General features: G+C 68.6%; 17 protein-coding genes and 1 pseudogene. 10 read left to right on the forward strand and 8 right to left on the reverse strand.

Going from position 1 to position 22,595, the window contains the following annotated elements:
- Position 1: 1 nt before the first annotated feature.
- The 4 genes from FHW78_RS00550 to FHW78_RS00565 form a co-directional block, all read right to left on the reverse strand.
- Complete coding sequence (locus tag FHW78_RS00550; protein ID WP_183636367.1) at positions 2–1,411, reverse strand: asparagine synthase-related protein; 1,410 nt, start codon at positions 1,409–1,411, stop codon at positions 2–4.
- Between the two features lie 30 nt (positions 1,412–1,441).
- Positions 1,442–3,709, reverse strand: a complete 2,268-nt coding sequence (locus FHW78_RS00555) for a polysaccharide biosynthesis tyrosine autokinase (RefSeq protein ID WP_183636369.1) — start codon at positions 3,707–3,709, stop codon at positions 1,442–1,444.
- 42 nt (positions 3,710–3,751) lie between these two features.
- Positions 3,752–6,070 carry a UDP-N-acetylglucosamine 2-epimerase gene (locus FHW78_RS00560; RefSeq protein ID WP_183636371.1) on the reverse strand — a complete coding sequence of 773 codons (2,319 nt, stop codon included), beginning with the start codon at positions 6,068–6,070 and terminating at the stop codon, positions 3,752–3,754.
- Positions 6,071–6,240: 170 nt separating this feature from the next.
- Positions 6,241–6,717, reverse strand: coding sequence for a low molecular weight protein-tyrosine-phosphatase (locus tag FHW78_RS00565; RefSeq protein ID WP_183636373.1), 477 nt, complete (start codon positions 6,715–6,717; stop codon positions 6,241–6,243).
- Positions 6,718–6,977: 260 nt separating this feature from the next.
- On the opposite strand from FHW78_RS00565, the gene FHW78_RS00570 reads away from it, so the two are divergent.
- Positions 6,978–7,271, forward strand: a complete 294-nt coding sequence (locus FHW78_RS00570; RefSeq protein WP_183636376.1) for a hypothetical protein — start codon at positions 6,978–6,980, stop codon at positions 7,269–7,271.
- Between the two features lie 67 nt (positions 7,272–7,338).
- Here the strand turns inward: FHW78_RS00570 and FHW78_RS00575 are convergent, their stop codons facing one another.
- The gene (locus tag FHW78_RS00575; protein WP_183636379.1) at positions 7,339–7,950 is read right to left on the reverse strand and encodes a hypothetical protein; all 612 of its coding nucleotides are present in this window, start codon (positions 7,948–7,950) and stop codon (positions 7,339–7,341) included.
- 216 nt (positions 7,951–8,166) lie between these two features.
- Between FHW78_RS00575 and FHW78_RS00580 the strand changes: the two genes are divergently transcribed.
- Together FHW78_RS00580 and FHW78_RS00585 are read left to right on the forward strand one after the other, a co-directional pair.
- Positions 8,167–8,463: a hypothetical protein gene (locus FHW78_RS00580; RefSeq protein WP_183636382.1), complete on the forward strand. Its 297-nt coding sequence runs from the start codon at positions 8,167–8,169 to the stop codon at positions 8,461–8,463.
- Between the two features lie 342 nt (positions 8,464–8,805).
- The gene (locus FHW78_RS00585) at positions 8,806–9,135 is read left to right on the forward strand and encodes a hypothetical protein (protein ID WP_183636385.1); all 330 of its coding nucleotides are present in this window, start codon (positions 8,806–8,808) and stop codon (positions 9,133–9,135) included.
- 51 nt (positions 9,136–9,186) lie between these two features.
- Here the strand turns inward: FHW78_RS00585 and FHW78_RS00590 are convergent, their stop codons facing one another.
- Both FHW78_RS00590 and FHW78_RS00595 read right to left on the reverse strand, forming a co-directional pair.
- Entirely contained in the window at positions 9,187–12,141 is a 2,955-nt protein-coding gene (locus tag FHW78_RS00590; RefSeq protein ID WP_183636388.1) for an EAL domain-containing protein, read from the reverse strand.
- Between the two features lie 69 nt (positions 12,142–12,210).
- Positions 12,211–12,711, reverse strand: a complete 501-nt coding sequence (locus tag FHW78_RS00595; RefSeq protein ID WP_183636391.1) for an MgtC/SapB family protein — start codon at positions 12,709–12,711, stop codon at positions 12,211–12,213.
- 128 nt (positions 12,712–12,839) lie between these two features.
- Here FHW78_RS00595 and otsB point away from each other — a divergent pair, with 128 nt between their 5' ends.
- From otsB to FHW78_RS00615, 4 genes and pseudogenes are all read left to right on the forward strand, one after another.
- A complete protein-coding gene (otsB, locus tag FHW78_RS00600) occupies positions 12,840–13,604 on the forward strand; it encodes a trehalose-phosphatase (protein ID WP_183636394.1) in 765 nt (254 codons plus the stop codon).
- Positions 13,601–14,971, forward strand: a pseudogene (locus FHW78_RS00605) (trehalose-6-phosphate synthase); the annotation flags it as partial. The gene otsB and the pseudogene FHW78_RS00605, both read left to right, overlap by 4 nt.
- Positions 14,972–15,045: 74 nt before the next feature.
- The gene (locus tag FHW78_RS00610; RefSeq protein WP_183636401.1) at positions 15,046–16,101 is read left to right on the forward strand and encodes a glycosyltransferase family 4 protein; all 1,056 of its coding nucleotides are present in this window, start codon (positions 15,046–15,048) and stop codon (positions 16,099–16,101) included.
- 3 nt (positions 16,102–16,104) lie between these two features.
- Positions 16,105–18,234, forward strand: a complete 2,130-nt coding sequence (locus FHW78_RS00615; protein WP_183636404.1) for an amylo-alpha-1,6-glucosidase — start codon at positions 16,105–16,107, stop codon at positions 18,232–18,234.
- A gap of 22 nt (positions 18,235–18,256) precedes the next feature.
- On the opposite strand, the gene FHW78_RS00620 is transcribed toward FHW78_RS00615, so the two are convergent.
- Positions 18,257–20,308 carry a mechanosensitive ion channel domain-containing protein gene (locus FHW78_RS00620; protein ID WP_183636406.1) on the reverse strand — a complete coding sequence of 684 codons (2,052 nt, stop codon included), beginning with the start codon at positions 20,306–20,308 and terminating at the stop codon, positions 18,257–18,259.
- Positions 20,309–20,435: 127 nt separating this feature from the next.
- On the opposite strand from FHW78_RS00620, the gene FHW78_RS00625 reads away from it, so the two are divergent.
- From FHW78_RS00625 to FHW78_RS00635, 3 genes are all read left to right on the forward strand, one after another.
- The gene (locus FHW78_RS00625; protein ID WP_183636408.1) at positions 20,436–20,891 is read left to right on the forward strand and encodes an RES family NAD+ phosphorylase; all 456 of its coding nucleotides are present in this window, start codon (positions 20,436–20,438) and stop codon (positions 20,889–20,891) included.
- A gap of 167 nt (positions 20,892–21,058) precedes the next feature.
- Positions 21,059–22,381 carry a sigma-54 dependent transcriptional regulator gene (locus FHW78_RS00630; RefSeq protein WP_183636410.1) on the forward strand — a complete coding sequence of 441 codons (1,323 nt, stop codon included), beginning with the start codon at positions 21,059–21,061 and terminating at the stop codon, positions 22,379–22,381.
- Positions 22,374–22,592: a hypothetical protein gene (locus FHW78_RS00635; protein WP_183636412.1), complete on the forward strand. Its 219-nt coding sequence runs from the start codon at positions 22,374–22,376 to the stop codon at positions 22,590–22,592. The genes FHW78_RS00630 and FHW78_RS00635 overlap by 8 nt, the downstream gene beginning before the upstream one ends.
- Positions 22,593–22,595 lie beyond the last annotated feature (3 nt).

Genomic DNA, 22,595 nt, shown 5'->3' on the forward strand with positions numbered 1-22,595 from the left:
GTCAGGCGGCCTTCTCCCGCGCGGCCGTCGCCACCCCGCGCGCGGCCAGCCAGGGCAGCACGATGGCCAGCAGGTAGAACTTGGACGCGTGGTACTTGTTGTCGAGCCGGCGCCGGTTGCGCTCCAGCCAGGGCACCGCGCCCGGCAGCAGCTCCGACAGGTCGCGGGCGAAGCCGTGCACCTGGTCGAAACGCTGCGCGGCCAGCCCGCACAGATCGAATCGGAAACTGCCCTTGCGCTGCACGTACGGCAGTTCGGCGAAACGGGTCGCGATATGGCGCCGGATCAGCATCTTGTTGACGCCGGTTTCCGGATCGACCTTCTGCCGGCGCGGTACCTCCAGGTGGATCCATTCGCGCAGGTCGTGATCGCAGAACGGATAGGCCGCATCCAGTCCCAGCGCATGCGCCGTATACAGGCCCTTGGCGAAGGCGCCGGCCGAACCGGCGATCGACATCGACATGTCGCGCCATTCCCAGGCGCTGGTGGCGGTGGCGATTTCCTCCTGGAACAAGGTCACCCGCGCCCGCGAGCGCCGCGATATGGGGTGCCCGAACAGCGCGTCCACCTCGGCGTCGCTGAAGCGCGAACCCGGGAACACCCGCTCGATCGGGGTCATCTGCAGGGTGCCCAGCAGGAAGCACGCCTCGAAGCTGCGATCCACGCCGGGCAAGGCGGTGACGTCCACCGGCAGGCGCATGCCGCGCGCCAGCTTGCCCAGCAAGTGGTGCTGGCGATCGACCGGGGTGCCGAAATAGCTGTCCGCGCCCAGTCCGTCGATCACGCCGTCACCGCCACGCGCACGCACCTCCGTGCCCAGGTCCGCATAGGACAGCAGCGCGAAGTCGGCGGTCAGCAGGGGCATCCGCCCGACCAGTGCCAGATAGCGGTCATAGGCGCGGCCCGGATCGCAGACCAGCGATTCATGGCGCAAGCCGAGTCGCCGCGCGACCTGCTGCGCCGATTCGACCTCGTTCTCTTCGCGTCCGCCCAGGTAGGTGATGCAGGTCGCGTCGGGACGCGCGTCCGCCAGCGCGATCGCCAGCGTAGTCGAATCCTTGCCGCCGCTCTGCAACAGCCACGGAGAGGACATTCCGGCGCAGGACCGCTCGATCGCCTCGCACAGTTTGCGGTGATAGACCGCGATCCAGTCCTGCGGATGGCGCGCCACCTCCGGCACTTCGCCGGCATTGCGGAACTTGAAACGGAACCGTGGCGCGGTGTGCATGTCCTGGTCCGGCGAGAAGCCGAACGTGACCAGCTTGATGCCCTCGTAGATGGAATGCGGCGGATACACGAAGGCATTGCGCAGCAGGTCCGCCACCGACACCGGGTCGATGCGCTGCGCATTGGGCTCCGACAACGGGGAGAAGTCGGGCTTCCCGTAGTACGGGGACATGGTGATCTGCATGGTTCCTCCTTGTCGTTGCGATCCGCGTGCTCAGCGCGACCCGGCGGTGCGCGGCGCCGGCAGGTACTCGTAGTACGTATAGGCGTACTGCCCTGCCCCGCGCTTCTCCACGCCGTTGAAAATGGCGCCCTTCACCTCCACGCCGTTCTGCTCCAGGCGCTGCTTGGCCAGGGCGATCTCGCGCTGCTGGTTGAGACCCCAGCGCACCACCAGCAGACAGGTGCCGGCGTGCTGCCCGATCACGGCCGCATCGGTCACCGCCAGTACCGGCGGGGTATCGATCAGCACGATGTCGTAGTCATGCGCCACGTTCTTGAGCAGCGCGGTGAAGTTCTCGTGCATCAGCAGTTCGGACGGATTGGACGGCACCGCGCCGCGCGAGATGAACGACAGGTTGTCGGCCCCGGCGACCCGGCGGATGGCATCCTCCAGTTCGATCCGGCCGAGGATCAGATCCGACAGTCCGCCTTCCCAGCGCACGCCGACGGCGTCGTGCAGGGTGCCGCGGCGCATGTCGGCGTCGATCAGCAGGACCCGCTGGCCGGTCTGGGCGATGGTCACCGCCAGGTTGGCGCAGACGAAGGTCTTGCCCACGCCGGGGCTCGGCGCGGAGATCATCAGCAGGTTGTTGCGGGTCTTCATCCGCGCGAAGTGCAGGCTGGTGCGCAGCGTGCGCAGTGCCTCCATCGCCAGGTCCGACGGCGCGCTCAGCGCCAGCAGGCGCTGGCGCCGCTCGCGGCGGCGGCCGCCGGTGCGCTGGGTGAGCTCGCGGCCCTTCTCGCTGAAGGGAATCGAGGCGTATACCGGCAGGCCCAGCAGCTCGATGTCGACCGGATCCTCCACCCCGCGGCGGAACAGCTGGCGCATCAGCACGAAGGCGATCATCAGCACGGCGCCGAGCGCGGTGCCGGCGGCCAGCACCGGCAGCGGCTTGGGCCAGGCCGGGCTGTTGAGGTTGACCGCGGCCGGATCGATCACGCGGGCGTTGCCGACCGCGCTGGCGCGGGCGATGTTCAGCTGCTGCGCCTGGTCCAGCAGGTTGGCGTAGGTCTGGTTGGTCACCTCGACGTCGCGGTTGAGGCGGAACAGGCCCTGCTGCGTATCCGGCAGGTCGCGGATCTGGCCCTGCAGGGCGGCGCGTTCGCCCTGGAACTGTTCGATCTGCCGCTGCAGGGTCTGGTAGGTCGGATGCGAGGGGGTGAAGCGGTTGGCGACCTCGGTCATCTGGATGCGCAATTGCTGGATGCCGGCATCCAGGGCGATGGTCCGATCCAGCAACGCCCGGTTCTGCACCGCCACGTCCAGGGTCTGGGTCCGGGTCTGGAACTGGTTGAGCGCCGCCTGCGCCTTGGCCAGTTCCTCGCGCACGTTGGGCAACTGCTCGGTCACGAACTTCAGCCGGCTGGCCGCTTCGGCGGACGTGCGGGCCACGTTCTGGTGCACGTACTCGCGGGTCACCTCATCCAGCACGCGACGGGCGCGCTCGGGATCGGCGTTGGCGTAGGTCAACGCGATGACGCCGGAATTTCGGCCCTGCTCGGTCGCGGTGATGTCCTGCTTGAGTGCCGCCATCACCGTGGTCGGGTCCCGCCGGGTCACGTCGAAACGCATGCCCGGGTTGGCGACCAGGCGGCGCACCAGCAGTTCGGTGCCGCCCGCGCGGGCGGGCACGCCGGCCTTGCCGCGCAACAGCACGCGGCCGTCCGGAGTGGACAGCACGTACTGCCCGCCTTCGCCGGCGGTGATCCGCAACTGCGCGCCGGTCAGTTCGCGCGGGACTTCAAGGTGTGCCACTTCCAGCACATCGCCGCCCCAGCCATAGCCGCTCAGGCCCAGCCATGGCGACGACAGCGCCCCGGGGTGGGACTTCTGGTAACGGCGGGCGATGAATTCACCCAGCAGCGGCAGACGCGCGGGCTGCACGTCCACGTCCAGATCCAGTCGCGTCATCGCCTCGCCGATCACCCGGCGCGAGGTCAGCAACTGCACTTCGGTCGCGCCCGGCGAGGTGGAAATCGGCGGCGGGCCCTGCATGGCGGCGTTGGTGCTGACGCCCGGCGGGATCGCCGGCCGGTTTTCCACCTGCACCACCGCGTTGGCCTCGTACGTCGGCGTCACCACCAGCACGTACAGCAGGCTGGCGAGGAAGAACGCCGCCGTGCCCAGCAGGATCATGCGCTTGTTCTGGTTGAGCGTCGCCACCAGGGTCGGCAGATCGACATCGCCCTCGCGGGGCGCGGGGCCCGGGGTCAGATCCGGACCGGGCGGAAACGTCCGCGTGATGAGTTGAGTGGCCATGGGGGAGTCACCTCGTTGCCAGATGGGATTCACGCAAGCCGGTCAGGACGCTTCGCGCACGCCATAGGCGTAGCGGATGTCCTGGGCTTCGGGGGGATGGGGCGGATGTCCGCCGGTACGAAGGCGCAGCAGCGCGTCGGGTACCTCGTCGCCGGGAAGCCCCGCACGGGCGTCGCCCGTGGTCGCCGTGGCCAGCGACTGGTATACGGCAGGTTCGCTGAGCAGGGTCAGCACGCGGCCGGCGATGGCCAGCGCGGTGGTACCGATGGCGATGCCGTTGCCCTCGCCATCGGGCGTGTCGCAGACGCGCAGCACCGGCTTGCCCTGCAACTGGCCGGGGAAACCGCCGCCCTGCCCGGCAAGTACCAATTGCGCACGTTCGAGCAGGTGCAGCCAGGCCAGGTAGTCGGTCAGTTCCAGGATATGCACGTTGGCGAAGGCATGCAGCGCGGCGGAAACATCGCCGGCGGCGCCATTGCCGGAGGATTCCTGCGGCCACACGATGTCCACGTCCGGGCGCCGGCGCGCGATCATTTCCAGCGCCTCGGCCAGTTGCACGGCGGCGTCCTGGTCCGGCGCGCAGGCGACCATCAGCAACGGGTTCTCATCGCGCAGGAACGGGAAACGCCATGCGATCGCACTGGCCAGCCTGGGTTCGGCGCGCAGCACATCCAGTCCCGTGCGCAGGGTTTCGGCGACGATGCCCTCCTGCACCAGCAACCGTTCCTCCGGCACGCCCTCCAGGCGCAGGCGCCGGCCCGCGTCCTCGCTGGCGGCCACGTGCAGCGCCGCCAGCGACTGGACGATGCGCCGGCTCGCTTCGTTGGGCCAATGCGAAGGGGTCGCCGCGCTCGCGTCGCCGTCCACGCACACCACCGGGACGTCATCGGCATGCGCGGCCAGGCTGAGCGCGAACGTGGCCGGTGCGTTGCCGGGCACCAGGACCACGTCGGGGCGTATCTGGTCGAGCAGCTCGCGCGCGCCGGTGACAAGCGCGTCGGCGCCGTCGTCGCCGGACAGGCGATCCTGGGCCTTCAGGCCGAACAGGCGCAGCGCCGCCTCGCCGTCGGTGCCAGGCACTTCGGACAGGCACACGCTGGTCTGGAAACGGGCGTCATCGGCGAGCCGCTGCGCGATCGGCGCCACGCCCATCGCGTCCGGCGTGGCCGCGACCACGCACAGGGCGCGCACCGGGCCATCGCCATCGGCGCCGCGGACGACCGGATAGGGTTCGTGGTCCTCGCTGCTGACGGCGCCAGGCGGCACGAAGCGTCGCCCGGCGTGCGGGGACGGCACGAACCGGGCCAGCCCGCGCGACGGCCAGCTGAAACCGCGCGTGCGCAGTTCGAGCAGGCGCGGCAGCCCGAGCAGGTAGATCACGGTGGCGGCGATGAACGACAACAGGTTGACGATGTCCGGCACCGCCCGCAGGACGTAACCCAGCAGGGCCAGGACGATGCCGATCGACACCATCAGCGCCAGGGTCACGCGCGGCGAGAAGCCGCTGTCCATCAACAGATGGTGCAGATGCTGGCGGTCGGCGCCGAACGGCGAACGTCCCGCGCGGATGCGCCGGTACATCACCGCCAGCGTGTCCATCACCGGCAAGGCGACGCACCACAGCACGTCCACCGGCGCCAGCCGGCCGACCCGCGAGTGGCTCAGGTAGATCAGGCTCCAGCCAAGCAGGAATCCGATCGCGGTGCTGCCGGCGTCGCCCATGAAGATCTTGCGTCCATCCGGCCAGCCAAGGTTGGCGAAGATGTAGGGAATCAACGCCGCGAAAAGCACCTGCAGCATCAGCATGGCACCCACCGCGGTCCAGCCCGCGCGGTCGTACAGCAGCACCGAGCCGATGCAGACCAGCGCGATCGAGGCTGCCAGGCCGTCAATGCCGTCCAGCATGTTGAATGCATTGATCAGCCCGATGACCGCGAAAATGGTCAGCGGGATGCCCCAGATGCCCAGCCGGATGTCGCCCGGCAGCAGCCCTCCCATGTGATCGACGTAGTAACCGGTACTGAGGATCACCAGGGCGACGATCGCCGATTCGATCAGCAGGCGGGATTGCACGGTCAGATGGACCACGTCGTCGGCCACGCCCATCGCCACGATCAGGGCGGCGCCCATCATCACGCTCATGACGAAGCGGTCGATGAAGCCCAGGTAGGCCAGTCCCACCAGCAGCCCGATGAAGAAGCAGATGCCGCCGATCAGCGGCACCCGCCCGTTGTGCTGCTTGCGGGTGTCGGGCCTGTCCACCAGACCGACCCGGCGCGCCCACGGGCGCATCGAGAAGATGGCGAACAATGTCACCGCCAACGCTATCGCGCTGGCGGCGATGATCCTCGGATGCTCCATCCAGAAATCCTCGCTACTCACTAGTCCGTGATGGCCATCCTGTCCAACCGGTCATCCCTGGCAAAACCACTGTCCCGCGTGATGTGTGCGTTAGTGGATCGTTCCGTTTCCAATCTACGGACAGCATCTTGATGAGCGCATGAAAGCGTGAACTGCGTAAGGGCATCGGCTCAGCTGTGTGCAGGCAGCGCGAACAATCGTGAATCGGAGCCGATCGGCATCCGCTCGCACCAGGCGCGCGCCGACTCTCCGATCAGATCGAAGGTGCGAACGAAGGCGTCGCGCGGTTTTCCGCAGGGATCGCGTATTTCCTGGCGACCTTTCCATCTGCCCAGCAGGTGCATGCGGTTGCGCAGCGGTGGCGCGATCGCCTCGAGCGCACGCAATTGCCTCTGCTCCATCGCCAGCACCAGATCCGCCTCGACCAGCATGCGCAGATCGATCTGGCGGGCGACATGGTGATCCAATCGAAGACCATTTTCGGCAAGCAATTCGGCCGCGATCGGATGCAGGCCATCACCCACCCGCGCCGCCAGCCCGGCCGAACGCACCCGCAGGCCGGCCGCGTGCCCGTGCGAACGCAGCACCGCCTCGGCCATCGGGCTGCGGCAGATGTTGCCGACACATACGATCAATACCTGGTACATCGCGACGCCATCATGTTCATGCGGTGCAGCCTGCCAGCGCGGCCGTGTCGAGCGTGTATGCGCACGCTCTTCACATGCTCGTCAGCGTTTTCGTTCTATGCAGGATGCGGGCAGATGAACGGCATGCCGGGTTCATCAGTCCAGTTGGAATCCATTGAGGTCCGCGCGGGGCATCTCGCCAAGAATGGAAATCCAAATGGGCCCCGGCATCCGCCGGGGCGACGAATCTCCATCCCTGCCCATCACGAGAGAGCCCACCCATGCCCCTGCTGAAAATCCGACTGACCGGAAGCGAGGCCGATGCCGCCACCGTGATGAGCGTGGTGCATGGGGTGGACGGTGTCGAACGGGTCGAGGAAGTGGCGGATCTGATGCCGCACATGGACGACGAGGATTCCAGCTCGGCCGGACTGGTCGACGATCAGGGCGCCGGTGGCGTGCATGCCATCGAGATCGAAGTGCCGGGACCGCATACCGGCGACGAGGTGCGCGAACTGATCATCCGCAGCGCTGAAAGCCTGGGAATGGCGGTGGAATTCGTCGACGAGTTCTGAACGGGCCTGCCGCGCCCTTGGGCGCGGCAGGTTTCCACTGCATCTGACGGCGCCTGCCGCGGCGTGCCTACATCATCTTGTCGCGCGCCTGCTCGGCACGCGCGGCACCGATGGCGGTTTCGACATTGCGTTCCTCTTCCGGCGGCGGCAACACGGCCGGCAGGCCCAGCGACTGGATCCACAATTCGCGGGCCCAGCCGCGCGTGTGGTAGAGGTGGTGATCTTCCTGTTTCTCCACCTGGTCGTGCGCGGCCTTGAGGATCTTGCCTTCCTGCTTGCCCGCCTTTTCCGCGACCCGGCCGATCAGCTCCCAGTTCTGGTGATCCTTGGTTTCGGCCAGGACCACGCATTCGGCGGCGACCAGTTCGGCGGCGGCGGCCCCCGCTTCGGCCATCGCCATCCGGATGGCCTTCACCAACGAACGACCCTGATGGGCGACCACCTCACGGCCGGGACTGGCCGCCTCCGGATCCTTGCCGAGCTGTTCGAACACGTCCAGCAGGATCTGTTCGTGCTGGCGGGTTTCCTCCAGATACTTTTGCCACTCTTCCTTCAGGTCCTCGTTCTGCACCGCCTCCAGGGCGGCGGTGTAGACCTGGATGCCGCCGCGCTCGGTTTCCAGCGCCTGCAGCAGCAGTTCGTTCACTTGGGTCTGGTCGGTCATGGATGAGCGTGCCATTGGATACTCCTTGCCGTCGGGTGGGAGAAACAAAAGATTCGTGGCGACTCGCCAACTTGCCGATGTTCTAGCCTCGGCCGTGCAAACGCGCCGTGACAGCGCGACGCCTTCGCGTGCATCCGCCTTTAACGCGGCGATGCACACACGCTCTTGCCGGACTCGGGAGTACAACCGGATCGTCCTCCTCTCCGGCGTGCGCGGCACGCGGAATTCCAGATGAGTCCGCCAGCCGATTCCGCCTGCTGCTACCTGCCCGAACGCGCGCCCCCGGTCAACGTGCCGCTGGCGATCTATGCGTGCTCGATCGACGACGTGACCGGCTGGTTCAGCGGCCGCTACGATGGCCGCGCATGGCACGCGGAGCTGGCATCGGACGATGAGGAAGGATGGTACGTGCTGGGTTGGCGCCAGCCGCATGCGCCCCTCGACGATGCCTGCGTCGCATGCGGGGGATTGCCGACCCATCCGCTGGGACATGAGCCGCCGTTGCTGCGCACCGCCCCGCCCCACTAGGCGTCGCCGGCCCGCGGCGGATGAACCCGCGCTTTGCGGCGCCCGCTTCTTAACGAAGCGTGGATCCGCCCTGCACCCGCGATTTCCCCCGCGTGGCGGAAACTCGCGGGCGTGGATGCCGGAGAACATCCCGGCCGGCTGCATATTCAGTGGACGCACTCCCTCGCGGAGCCTCGCCTTGACCCGCAGCCCCACAGGAGAACCGGCCCGAGGCCACCACGGTCGCCGGGAATGGCGGGTCAACCTCGTCTGGATCGCCAACCGGTTCTCCGCTTCCCGCACACGTTCTCTTGATGCGGTCGCGGGAAAGGTGCAGTCCTGCAAGCCAAGCAGGAGATGCGCATGGGCAAGACGTCGATCGAAACCCGCCTCGCCGAACTGGAAGCCCTCTGCCGCCGCCTGGAGCCGGCGGTGGAGCGGCGCATGCAACGTCAGGATCAAGTGGTCGAAAGCGTACTGGAGCACTTCGGCAGGCTGCAGGGCCAGCTCGCGGTCATGGGCTACGTGGCGTCCACCGTCATGCAGTCCGTGGACGAACCCGTGCAGACACGGCTGATCGCCTGCCTGCAGGTCGCGGCCGAGAATTTCCCGCTCGGCCTGCCGCCCCAGTTCGAGGATGGCTTCCGCGAATCGGCCGAAGCGCTGATCCCGGATATCTGGACCCTGCATTGATCCGGCTGGCGAGGTGTCCGTCGACCATGATCCGTCGCATGGCCGGATCGCTCACGGCCTGGCCGGAAGTTCCGGCGGCGGCGCCGGGCCAAGGTGTTCCAGGGTCCCGGCCAGATCCATCGGCCGGGCCAGCAGATATCCCTGCACCTGATCGCAATGGTGACGATGCAGCCAGTCCAGCTGCGCGCGGGTTTCCACGCCTTCGGCGACCAGGGTCAGGCCCAGGCTGTGCCCCAGCGTGATCATGGCGTGGCAGATCGCCGCGCTGCGGTCGTCATCGGCGACGTTGCGGACGAAGGTCTGGTCGATCTTCAGCGCGTCCAGCGGCAACTGGTGCAGGTAGGACATGCTGGAGAAGCCGGTGCCGAAATCATCCAGCGAAGTGCAGATGCCGTGTTTCTGCAACGTGCGCAGGGTTCGCATGGTGCCTTCCGGGCTGTCCAGCAGCATGCTTTCGGTGACCTCGATGTGCAGCGCGCCGCGCGGCAGCCCCTGGCGCTCGTGCAGGCGGATCAGGCGTTCGGCGAAATCGGGGCGGCGCAGCTGCGCCGGCGACACGTTCACCGCGATCGGCAGATCCGACCAGCCGGCCGCGACCAGCTTGCGATGGCATAGCGCCGCCTCCTCGATCACCCAGTCGCCCAGCGTCGTGATCAGCCCGGCATCCTCGGACAGCGGCACGAATTGCGACGGCGGCACGAATCCGCCATCGGCCTTCGGCCAGCGCAGCAATGCTTCCAGGCAGACCGGCCGGCGATCCTCGAGCCGGTAGATGGGCTGGAAATGGAGCATGAAATCGCGCTGTTCCAGCGCCACGTGGATGCGCCCGATCATGCGCAGCCGTTCGCTGGCGGCCTGCGCCATCGGCGCGTCGAAGATGCGGATGGGCACGTCCTGCGTACGCGCCACGTGCGCGGCCAGCGCGGCATGGCTGACCGCGTTCTCGAACGATTCGCCGTCGAACCGGGCCACGCCCACCCACGCCTCCAGGCTGCGCCGCGAGCCGCCCTGCTCCACCGGCAAGGTCATCGCGCGATGCAGCGCGGCAACCGCTTCGTCGACATCCACGCCGGGGCGCAGCGCGACCACGAATGCCTCGGATGGCACGAACGCGGTCTCCCCCCAAGAATCGGCCAGCGTCTCCAGGCGGCTGGTCAGGGTATCCAGCAGGCGCGTCGCGACCGCCTGGCCCAGGCTGTCGATCACCAGCTCGAGCCCGCGCAGCTGCACGTACGCCAGCGCATAGCTGCCCTTGCCCTCGGCCGCCAGTGCGGCCTTCAGGCCGGGAAGGTTGAGCAGGCCGGTGGCGGTGTCATGGCTGGCGCGATAGTTCAGTTCGCGCTCGTAGGCGAGCGTTTCGCTGATGTCCTCGGCCAGCACCAGCCGCGCGGGCCGGCCGTCGTAGCTGATGGTGTCGGTGCGCACGTGCACGTCGATCACGCTGCCGTCGCGCTTCAGGTGCTTCCAGACCTCGCCTTCGTGCGAGGGCGCCGGCTCGGTCAGCGACTGCAGCATGTCCACTGAACTGCGCGGCGGGCGGATGTCCATGATGGACATCGAGAGGAATTCCTCGCGGCTGTAGCCGTAGTGGCGCTCGGCCGCCGCATTGACCTCCAGGAAGCGCAGGGTTTCCAGGTCGAAGACCCAGAACGGCATCGGATTGCGCTCGAACAGCAGGCGGTACTGGCGTTCGGTCTCCAGCAGCCGCGCCTGTGCGCTGCGTTCGTTGGTGATGTCCACCAGGGTGCCGGTCATCGCGGCGCCGCCTTCCTGACCCTCGACCGCGCCGCCGCGGGTCAGCAGCCAGCGTACCTGCCCGTCCGGGCGCACGATCCGGTACTCGGCGGTGAAGGGTTCGCGGCTCTGCCAGGCCTGGGCGAAACGCGCGCGCAGCGCATCGCGATCATCGGGATGCACGAGCGCATAGAACTCCTCCCGATCGGCGCTGTTGCGCTCGGGTCCGAATCCGAAGATCTCCGATACCTGTTCGGACCATTCCACCCGCGGCGGCGACTGGCGCACGACCCAACTGCCGGTCTTGCCGATGCGCTGCGCCAGCCGCAGGCCTTCGCCGGCGCGGCGCACTTCCGAGATCAGGCGCTTCTGCGCACGCGCCGCCTGGCGGGTGTGGCGCATGAGATACAGCAGGCTGGTCCAGTACAGCACGTAGACGGCCAGGGATCCGAACAGCAGGAGATACCAGGGGTGCAGGATTTCCTTGCGTCCCAGCCCCGCGCTGACGAACACGCCATAGTCGTCCAGGTGCAGGCGCGAGGTGATCCGCACCACCCCGTCCACGCCGCTGCGGCGAATCATCGCGCTGCTCGCGTATGGCGGTCCGGACGGCAGGATCTCGGGATAACGGCGTCCCACGTAGTGCGCCGCGTCGCGGCTGCGCGCCAGCACCGTGCCACCGTGATCCATCACCGTCACCACGCCGTCCCGCCCGGTGTCCAGGCCTGCGACCAGGCGCTGGATTTCCGCCACCCGCAGGCGCGCCACGATCCAGCGGCCGTCGTCCATCGACGTCAGCAGCGGCAACAGCCATTCGCCATCCAGTTGCTGGAGCGCGCCGAAGCGCAGGGCATGCGGCGGCGACCCGCGCGGCGGCGGCGGAATCCGCAGGCCATGGCCGGGGGTGATCGCGCGCCCGGCCGCATCCACGATGACGATGCTGTGCAGTTCCTGGTGGCGGCCCACGACGCCGGCCACCGCTTCGCCGAGCAGCGCCGACGCCGATTCGGGGACGGTGCGGAACGCCTGCTGGGCATCGCCGGCGATACCGGCCATGGCCCGTTCCAGGTTCCGCAGTTCCAGCCGCAGCAGCCTGGCCGTGCCTTCGGCCAGCGCCATGCTCTGGCGCCGCGCCGCGTCCAGCCTCAGTTGATGGTCGCGGTAGACGAAATAGCCCAGCAGATACGCGAGCACGAGCGCCAGCGCGATGCCCGACCAGGCGACCGTCCGGGTGGAGCGAACTATGGGCAATTCCTTGTGCGTATCCGTCATGGCGACGCTGAGCAGCCAGGTAGCGGAATGGTCGATGTCCCCCGGGCGCCACCATACCCCTGTAGGCGCTCAAGCGGAAGCCGGTGGCCGCGGGGGGCCGCCCGGCGGTCGGCGACGGGCGATCAGGCGCTCGATCCAGGCCAGCACGACCAGCACGGACAGCGTGGCCGCAGTGATCAGGAACGCCAGCAGGTCGTAATCGAATCCCACCGCCACGCCGATCACCGCCACCATCAGCAGCGAAGCCGCGGTGGTGATGCCCGTCACCGTACCGGCGCCGCGCTGGGCGAAGATGGTGCCCGCGCCGATGAAGGACACGCCGGCGATCACCGCCTCCACCAGCCGGAACGGGTCCACCGTGAGGATGGGGCTTGGCTCGCGCATGCTCTCGGCCATCACCAGGCCACCGATGCCAACCAGGAAGGCGGCCGCGCCACCGACCAGCATGTGGGTGCGGAAACCCGCCGGCCGGTTCTTGATTTCGCGCTCCACGCCGATGCTGCCCGCCAGCGCCATCGCGTACACCACTTCCAGCAGCACGTTCCATTGATCCGCGAATCCGGAAACCATGCCGTCGTCTCGCAGCCCGGGAGATCGCAGCCTCGCGCGGCGGCAGTCAACGCGCCGTGCGCGAAATGTTGGCGCGGGATGAAGACCCATCCACATCGCGCTCACGCCGCGCTACCTAGGATGAAACCATGGAAAGCGAAAGTACCCTGGCAGCGGAACCACCGCTGATAGAGGATGACTGGGCGCTGTTCCTGGATGTCGACGGTTCACTCGCCGAACATGCGCCCACGCCGGATGCGGTGCGGATTGATCCCGCGATCAAACAGGCCCTGCCCGCGCTGTCCCGCAAATGCGGCGGCGCGCTGGCGCTGGTGAGCGGTCGATCGGTGGAAGCGCTGGACGCCCTGTTCGATCCCGTGCACATCGCGGCGGTCGCCGGCCTGCACGGACTGGAACGACGCTGGCACGCCGGATGGAATCCGGCACCGGAGATGGATGCCGGTTTTCTCGCGCTGGCGGCGGAAGCCGAGGCGATCGCCGCGCGTTTTCCCGGCGCGTTGATCGAATGCCGCGGTGGCTGCCTGTTCCTGCACTGGCGCGCCGCGCCTGATGCAGCGCCGGAACTGGGCGCATTCGCCGAGTCCGCGCGGACGCGGCTGCCGCGCCATCGCCTGCATCCCGGCGCGCACGGCATCGAGATCCGTCCGGTCGGAATGGACAAGGGCGCGGCGATCGCGGCCTTCATGCAGGCGCCGCCGTTCCAGGGCCGGCGACCGGCCTTCATTGGCGACGATCCCGCCGACGAGCCGGGTTTCGCCCAGGTCAATGCGCTGGACGGCGTCAGTGTGCTGATTGGCGCGGCACGCACCAGCGCGGCGCGCCATCGACTGGCCAATCCCGGCGCGGTGCGCCGCTGGCTGCTGGATTCCCTACACGACGAGGTATTGGCATGAACATCGAATCACGGCACCGGCCGGTGGCTCGCGGCGAGGGGGACGCGGGACGCACGGTGCTGGTCTCCAACCGGGTCGCCCTGCCCGGCGAAACCCAGACCGGGGGCCTGGCGGTGGCGCTTGCCGCGGCCATGGAAGACGGCCCCGGCCTGTGGCTGGGCTGGAGCGGTCGCATGGCCAGCGACGCGCGCCTGCCGCTGGCGCGCACCCGCGCCGGCCGGCTGGAGTATGCGTTGCTGGATCTGCCCGCGGACGAATTCGACGCCTACTACCACGGCTTCGCCAATCGCGTGCTGTGGCCACTGTTCCACTACCGCATCGATTTGGTCGACTACCACCGCGAGCATCACGAGGCCTGGTGGCGGGTCAATCGCAGGTTCGCCGAAGCCCTCGCCGGCCAACTGCGCCCGGATGACACCGTGTGGGTGCACGACTATCACCTGATTCCACTCGGCCAATGCCTGCGCGAACTGGGCATCGACAACCGTATCGGTTTCTTCCTGCACATCCCGATGCCGCCACCGGACGTGCTGTCCGCCCTGCCCGTGCACCGCCGCCTGCTCGCCGCGCTGGCCTGTTACGACCTGGCCGGTTTCCAGACCCGCACGGATCTGGACAACTACCGGCATGCGTTGCGCCAGCAGGACATCCGCACGCAGGGCCGCAGCGGCGCGTTCCCGATCGGCATCGATGTCGAGGCGATCGTGGCCTGCGCGCAGAGCGACGAAGCCCGCATCGCCGAACGCGATCTGCGCGCCAGCCTGTCGGGCCGGCGGCTGGCGATCGGCGTGGATCGGCTCGACTACTCCAAGGGCCTGCCGGAACGCTTCCGCGCGTTCGAACGGCATCTGGAAAGCGGCGCGCCCTCCGCCGGACAGCTCACCTACCTGCAGATCGCCCCGCCCAGCCGCATCCAGGTACCCGAGTACCAGGAGGTGCGGCGCGAACTGGAAGGATTGGCCGGCCACATCAACGGTCGCCACGCCAAGCCCGAGTGGACGCCGATCCGCTATGTCAACGACAGTTTCCCGCAGAGCGTGCTGGCCGGCTTCCATCGTGCCGCCGCGATCGGCCTGATCACGCCGCTGCGCGACGGCATGAACCTGGTCGCCAAGGAATACCTCGCCGCGCAGTCGCCGCTGGATCCGGGGGTGCTGGTGCTGTCGCGCTTCGCTGGCGCGGCCGAGGAGCTGACCGAGGCATTGCTGGTCAATCCGCACGACGCCGATGCGGTTGCCGACGCCATCGACGCGGCCGCGCGCATGCCCCTGCGCGAACGCCAGGATCGCTGGCACGCATTGATGGCGAAGCTGCGCGGCAACGACGTCGGCCATTGGGCGCGTGGATTCCTCGAGACGCTGCGCGATGGCGGTGGTTCCGAAGGCACGGTGAAGGCGCTGCCCGACACGCGGCCCGGTGTATTGGCGGGAGTGCCCGCGCGATGAAGATTGCCCAGATCTCCCCGCTGCTGGAAGCGGTGCCGCCCCGGCTGTACGGCGGCACCGAACGGGTGGTTTCCTACCTTACCGAGGCGCTGGTCGCCGCCGGCCACGACGTGACCCTGTTCGCCTCCGGCGACTCGCGCACCTCAGCCACCCTGGTGCCGGGCCGCGACTGCGCGATCCGGCTGGACGAGTCGCCACTGAAGTCGCCGGTGGCCGCGCACCTGGCGATGCTGTCGGACGTGGCCCGGCGTGCCAACGAATTCGACATCATCCACTTCCACATCGACCTGCTGCCGTTCCCGCTGTTCGAGCCGGTTGCCGCGCACACGATCAGCACCCTGCACGGGCGCCAGGACAAGAAGGATCTGCCGGCGTTCTACCGGCGCTGGCCGGAATTCCCGCTGGTCTCCATCTCCGAAAGCCAGCGCCGGCCGATTCCCTGGGCCAACTGGCTGGGCACGGTCTACCACGGGCTGCCGGAGGATCTCTACCAGCCGGCGGAAAACCCGGCCGGCGACTACCTGGCGTTCCTGGGCCGGGTGTCGCGCGACAAGCGACTGGATCGGGCGATCGCGATCGCGCGCCGGGTCGGCCTGCCGCTGCGCATCGCGGCCAAGGTCGACACCCACGACCGCGTCTACTTCCGCGAAACCATCCGCCCGCTGCTGGAGCAGGACGGCGTGGAGTTCATCGGCGAGATCAACGACGAGGAGAAGCCGGCCTTCCTCGGTAACGCCCGCGCCCTGCTGTTTCCCATCGACTGGCCCGAGCCGTTCGGGCTGGTGATGATCGAGGCGATGGCCTGCGGCACCCCGGTGATTGGCTGGCGCTGCGGTTCGGTGCCTGAAGTGGTGGACGAAGGCGTCACCGGCCATATCGTGGATTCGATCGCGGCGGCCAGCGCGGCGGTCGAACAGGTGGAACGGCTCGACCGCGCCCGCATCCGCGAAGTGTTCGAGCAGCGTTTCTCCGTCACCGCGATGGCGCGCGAATATGTGGGGCTCTACCAGACCCTGCTGACGCGTCCGGACCTGCGCATGGCCAAGGGTTGAACGATGGAATCAGCCGCCGACGCCGCCCTGTACACCCGCTATGTGTTGAAGGACGGCGACAGTTTCCTGGTCGCCAACAGCTACGGCGACATCGCCGGTCCCGCCGAGGGTTTCTTCATCAGCGACACCCGCGTGCTGTCGGGTTACAGGCTGCGGCTGGGCGACGAGGCGGCGACCCTGCTCAGCGCCGCGGTGACCCAGGACAACGTGCTGTTCGTCGCCCATCTCACCAACCGCGCGCTTTCGCCGCTGGACGAAGCCGGTACGCCGCAGGGGCTGATCCACATCAGCCGCAACCGCTTCCTGTGCCAGGAGCGGATGTACGAGCGCATCAGTTGCGTCAACTACGGCGAACAGCGGGTCACCCTGCCGCTGCGCTTCACCCTGGCGGCGGACTTCTGGGACATGTTCGAGGTGCGGGGCAGCCGCCGTTCCGCACGCGGACGACTGATGGAACCGGAGCCCGGCGAGATCGGCTACGGCTTCCGCTATGTCGGCCTGGACAACGTCGAACGCGCCTCCTACATCCGCTTCTCGATGGCGCCGGTGTTCGCCGGCGCCGGCGAGCTGGAATTCCCGCTGGTGCTGGAACCGGACGAGGTCCGCGAGTTCTACATCGAGGCCGGCGCCGACCCCGGCGAACCGCCCTCGCGTGAACGCTACCGCTACCAGGCCGCACTGGCGCGCCGGCGCATGCGTTCGCGCCAGCGGCGTGGCGCGCGCATCGTCAGCAGCGGTCCGCTGTTCGATCAGTGGATGCGCCAGTCGCGTTCGGACCTGGCGCTGCTGACCAGCGATCTGGAAACCGGACCCTACCCCTACGCCGGCATTCCCTGGTTTTCGACCCCGTTCGGCCGCGACGCCGTGATCACCGCGCTGCAGACGCTCTGGCTCGATCCGGGGCTGGCGCGCGGCGTGCTGCGCTTCCTCGCCGAACACCAGGCCAAGGAGGACGCGCCGTTCCTGGACGCGTCGCCGGGCAAGATCATGCACGAGACCCGCAAGGGCGAGATGTCCAGCCTGCGCGAACTGCCGTTCGGCCTGTACTACGGCGGCGTCGACACCACCCCGCTGTTCGTGATGCTCGCGCATGCGTACTGGCGTCGCACTGGCGACGATGCATTCATCCGCGGACTCTGGCCATCGCTGGAAGCGGCCATCGGCTGGGTGGAGCGCGTCTGCGACGCGAACCCGCTGGGCTTCCTCGACTACGCGCGTGGCGAGCGGAGCGGCCTGAGCAACCAGGGCTGGAAGGACAGCGGCGATTCGGTGTTCCATGCCGATGGCCGGCTCGCGCCGGGCCCGATCGCGCTCGTCGAGGTGCAGGGGTATGTCTACGCGGCGTTGCGCGGCATGGCGGCGCTGGCGACGCTTTCCCCGGACGAGGAAAGCGCCACCCGGCGCGCCGCCGCCTGGGAGGCGCGCGCCGCTCGGCTCCGCCAGGCGGTGGAAACGCACTTCTGGGACGAGGAACTGAAGTTCTACGGGCTGGCGATCGATGGCGAAGGCCAATTGTGCCGGGTGCGCACCAGCAATCCGGGCCACCTGCTCTATACCGGCCTGGCCGCGCCCGAGCGCGCCGCCGGGGTCGCCGCGCAATTGCTGTCCTCGCCGTTCTTCACCGGCTGGGGCGTGCGCACGGTCGCGCGCGGCGAGGCGCGCTACAACCCGATTTCCTACCACAACGGTTCGGTGTGGCCGCACGACAACGCGTTGTGCGCCAGCGGCATCGCGCGCACCGGTTTTCGTGGTGGCGCGCCAAGGCTGCTGCGCGGCGCGTTCGAGGCGGCCGTGCACTTCGACATGCGCCTGCCCGAGCTGTTCTGCGGTTTCTCGCGCACCCAGGGCGCGCCGCCGGTCGCCTATCCGGTGGCCTGCCTGCCACAGGCATGGGCGGCCGGATCGGCACTGATGCTGCTGCAAGCTTGCCTGGGCATCGACATCGACGGCCGCGGCGAGATGGTGGAGATCAACCAGCCCGAACTGCCACCGGGCATCGAGGATGTCACCATCAGCGACCTGCGGCTGGGCGCGCGCCGGTTCGATCTGGCCTTCCGCAAGGTCGGCGAACGCATCAGCGTGTTCGCCGAGGGCGAAGGCGCGCCCGGGCTGGCGGTCTGCATCCGCCAGTAGGGCGCGCTCACAGGTATCACGCTCAGGCCAGCGGCACGCCGGCTTCCGGCAGGCGCCGCAGCAGTTCGTATAGCAGCGCGCCGCGCACCGTCGCGACCCGGCGCGGGCCTTCGACATACACCGACAGGTTGAAGAAGATCTTGTTGTCCTTGACCTCCTCGACCAGCACCACCGGTTCCGGCCGCGGCAGCACGTCGGGGTTGGCGGCGATCACTTCGCGCGCCACCGTCACCGCCTTCTCCACGTCGGTCGTCGCCGCCGGCAGCGGCAGCAGGATCTTCACCAGTCCCTCGGAGCGGGTCAGCGTGCGGTTGCGCACCACCTTGGTGATCAGTTCGGAGTTGGGCACCAGCACGGTGGTGCGATCGGCCATGGTGATCTCGGTGGCGCGCACGTTGATCCGGCGCACGTCGCCCTCGGCGTCGCCCACCACCACCCAGTCGCCGACCCGCACCGGGCGCTCGGCCAGCAGGATCAGGCCGGAAATGAAGTTCTGCACGATCGCCTGCAGGCCAAAGCCGATGCCCACGGTCAGCGCGCTGGCAATCCAGGTGATCTTGTCCAGGCCCACGCCCATCGCCGCCAGCGCCATCGATATCGCCACGACCACGGCGGCATAGGTCGCCACCGACACCAGCGAACTGCGCATGCCCGGATCCAGCCGCGTGGTCGGCAGATAGCGGCTGCTGAACCAGTGTCCGAACAAGCGGGTGGCGAGCATCACCGCCGCGAACACCAGCAGCGCCCGCAGCAGATCGCCCGCGCCCAGCCGGAGCTGGCCGATCGCGATCACCGCCGTGCGCGGATGCAGGCGTGCGAACAGTTCGGAAGGCCCCAGCCCGTAGGGCGCGGCCAGCAGCACCAGCGCGCACAGCAACAGAAGCAGGCGGACCACGCCGTAGACCAGCGCGCCGACCTGATCGACCTTGCGCGGCTCCAGTCCCAGTCGCCACGCCAGCACCCGCCCGGCGCGGCCACCGCCGCCCAGGTAGGCATCAATGGTGTCGCCGCTGGCCGCCGCCAGCAGATAGGTGAACACCAGCACCACGCCGCCCCACAAGGTCTGTTTGATCAGGAAACCGCCGGCGGCGTAGTAGCCCAGCAGCGTGGCGAACAGGCTGCCCAGGATCAGCCCCCAACCCACCACCACCACGCCGCGCAGCAGGACGCGATGGCGTCCCGTCGGCGCGTCGGCGGGGTTCGTGCGCAGGGCCAGCCCCAGCCGCGACCACACGCTCGCCAGCACCGCGGCCAGGAACACCGCCAGTCCCGCGGTCGTCAGGCGCGACGCATAGCCCTGTCCAGGCAACCAGCGCACCAGCAGGATCTCCAGCCAGGTCGCGGCGGCGACGGACCCCGCCAGCAACCACGGAACGTGGCGCATCCGCGCGGCCACTTCGTCCGGAATGTCGGGCAGGCGCAGGCCCGCATCGCCGCAGGACAGCACGTTACGGCCCAGGCTGGCCATGAACACCGCGAAGGCCAGAACGCCGATCAGCGGCCCCAGCAATGCCGATAGCGGCGAACCGGCTGGCGCGCCCCATCCGAGCACCTGGCCAATCGCGATCAGCAGGACCGCGCTGCACAGGGTGGTGCCGGCGACCCGCAGCAACGCGGGCAGCGACCGCCGGATGCGTCCTTCGGGCAGGCGCGGAACCAGTTTCGAGATCGACCAGGGAACCAGCCACAGCGTCCCGGCCCAGGCCAACAGCAGCGCCGCCAATCCCCAGAACCGTTCCGCCACCTGCCGCCGCAGCTCCTGCCATGCGCCGGCGAGATCGCGCTCGATCGCGGGCATGGCACGTGTCCATTCCAGAGCGGCGCCCTGCCACAGCCGCCGGCTGTAGGGCGGCGCGTTGTCGCGCTCGCCCACTTCCTCCAGCACTTCGCGCGCGGTGGTCTGCGCCGATTCCGACGTCGTGCCGACGGAGGATGAGGAAGGCGGTGCGGAGGCCGGAGCCGTGGCGAACGCCCCAGCCATGCAGGCTACGGCGATCATCGCCAGCACCCGCGCCGGCCAGCGCGTGGCGCGGGGGGGGCGCTGGCGATGGAAAAAACCGGAAATTGCGCGCATGTCGAAGCGGAAACGGAGGAATCCGACCCTACCCGAGCACGCGGACCCGTCATGTGAAGGCCACGGTTGCACACGGTCTTCGCGTCTCCGAACCCATCATCGATCATCCCTTCGAGGGAGCAGCGCCATGTCGAACGAAACGATGCCCGCTTTCGTGATGGTCGAGGACACCGCCGTCACCCACGTATTCCCCGTCTCCGACCGTCCTGGCCGCTGGACCAGCGGGCAGCTGCCGGTGATCTACGCCGCCTGCAGCGCGGCCGCGGCGATGCTCGAACATCGTGCGCATCTGGAAAGCACGCCGGTCAATCAACTGAAGTTGATCGAGGCGCGCGTTCCGTCCGGTTCGCTGCATGTCATCGAGGTCGCCGAGGATCTGCTCTGGCGGGAGCGTCCCTACCGGGCCGAAGTGCAGGCGCTGGGCGACGCCTGGCTCGCCACCGGCAATACCCTGGCGGCGCAGGTGCCCAGCGCATTGTGTCCGTGCGAGCACAACCTGCTGCTCAATCCGCGCCATCCGCTGTTCACGCGGATCAGCTACCTGGCCGCGCACCGTTTCCGGATGGATCAGCGGCTGGGCTGAATCGGCCTCGCACCCGCGCGTGACAGGATGCGCGCATGGGTCGCGCGATCACCTTCATGAACATCAACACGGCATGCACATCGCATCCCGATGTGGCCGTGTCCGCTTCGCGTTGCCCTAACAGCCGTTGGGTGATGCTCACATGCTGGTGATCCACGAGAGTGAACATGCCGAATCCATGCTTTGCCATCGTCGACGACGACACCGAGTTCGCGTCGATGACCCTGGACATGGCCCGGCGCCGCGGCTTCACGGCACATGCCTTCCATCGCGTCGCCGATGCCGCGCCCTGGCTGGCGCGCCACGACCCCGAGCTGACCCTGCTGGACATGCACCTGCCGGATGGCACCGGCTTCGACGTGCTCGAGCGCATCCCGGTGCAGCATCAGGGACAGATCGTGTTCGTCAGCGGCAGCAGCGATATCGAGCATGCGCGGCGGGCGGTGGCCTCCGCCGCCTCGGCCTACCTGCCCAAGCCGCTGCCGCCCACCCGCCTGATGGGCCTGCTCGACGATGTGCGCCAGTCGCACCATGCGCGCGAGGCCGCGCTGCGCGACGACGGCGATGGACTGCTCGGCGAGAGTCCGCCGATGCAGGCATTGCGCCAGGAGATCGCCCGCGCGGCGCCCCACGACGTGAGCGTGCTGCTGTTCGGCGAGACCGGCAGCGGCAAGGAACTGGCGGCGCGTGCCATCCATGCGCAGAGCGGTCGTGGCGGCCGTTTCGTCGCGGTCAACTGCGGCGCGCTTCCGGGCGAACTGCTCGCCAGCGAGCTTTTCGGCCACGAGCGTGGCAGTTTCACCGGCGCCGCCGCGCGCCACCTGGGTTTCTTCGAGCAGGCCCAGGGCGGCACGCTCTTTCTGGACGAGATAGGCGACATGCCGCCGGCGCTGCAGGTCTACCTGCTGCGCGCACTGGAAACCGGCGTGGTCCAGCGAATCGGCGGCCAGGGCGAGGTGCCGATCGACGTGCGCGTCATCGCGGCCACCCATCGCCTGTCGGCGGACGGCTGCGGCGATCTGCGCCAGGATCTGTATTTCCGCCTGGTCCGCTATCCCATCGAGGTGCCGCCGCTGCGTGCGCGCAAGCAGGACATCCCGCTGCTGGCCACCGCCTTCGTCGATCGGCTCAACCGGCGCACCGGGCACGCCCGGCGGCTGGAGGAACGCTGCCTGCCGGGCCTGATGGCGCACGCCTGGCCGGGCAACGTGCGCGAACTGTCCAGCGCGATCGAACTGGCTTACCTGCGCAGCCAGGACGACAGCGTGCGCCCGGTTCCGCTGCAACTGGACCGGCGCGGATTGCCGGGCGACGACGACCCGGCGAGCGTGCGTTTCCAGGTGGGCATGACCTTCGCCCAGGTGGAGGCGGAAATGCTGCGCAAGACCCTGGCCTTCCACGCCGGCGACAAGACCGCGACCGCCCGGGCCCTGGGCATCAGCGTGCGCACCGTGCACAACCACCTGGCCAGGAAGCGCGACGATGTCTGACTGGCAGCACGATCTGCGCAACGAGTTGAACCTGATCCTGTATGCCAATTCCATCGCGCGGGAAGCGCTCGCGCAGGGCCAGATCGATGACGTCCGCTCCGGCCTGGACCGGATCGACATGGCCGTCGTCCAGTGTGGCGCGTTGCTGGATCGCATGGCCATCGGCGGTTCCCCGCGGCAGGGCGAGACCGGCACCGCCCCGCGCGGGTGATTG

The organism is Pseudoxanthomonas sp. OG2, from assembly GCF_014192765.1.
GTDB classification, from domain to species: Bacteria; Pseudomonadota; Gammaproteobacteria; order Xanthomonadales; family Xanthomonadaceae; genus Pseudoxanthomonas_A; species Pseudoxanthomonas_A beigongshangi.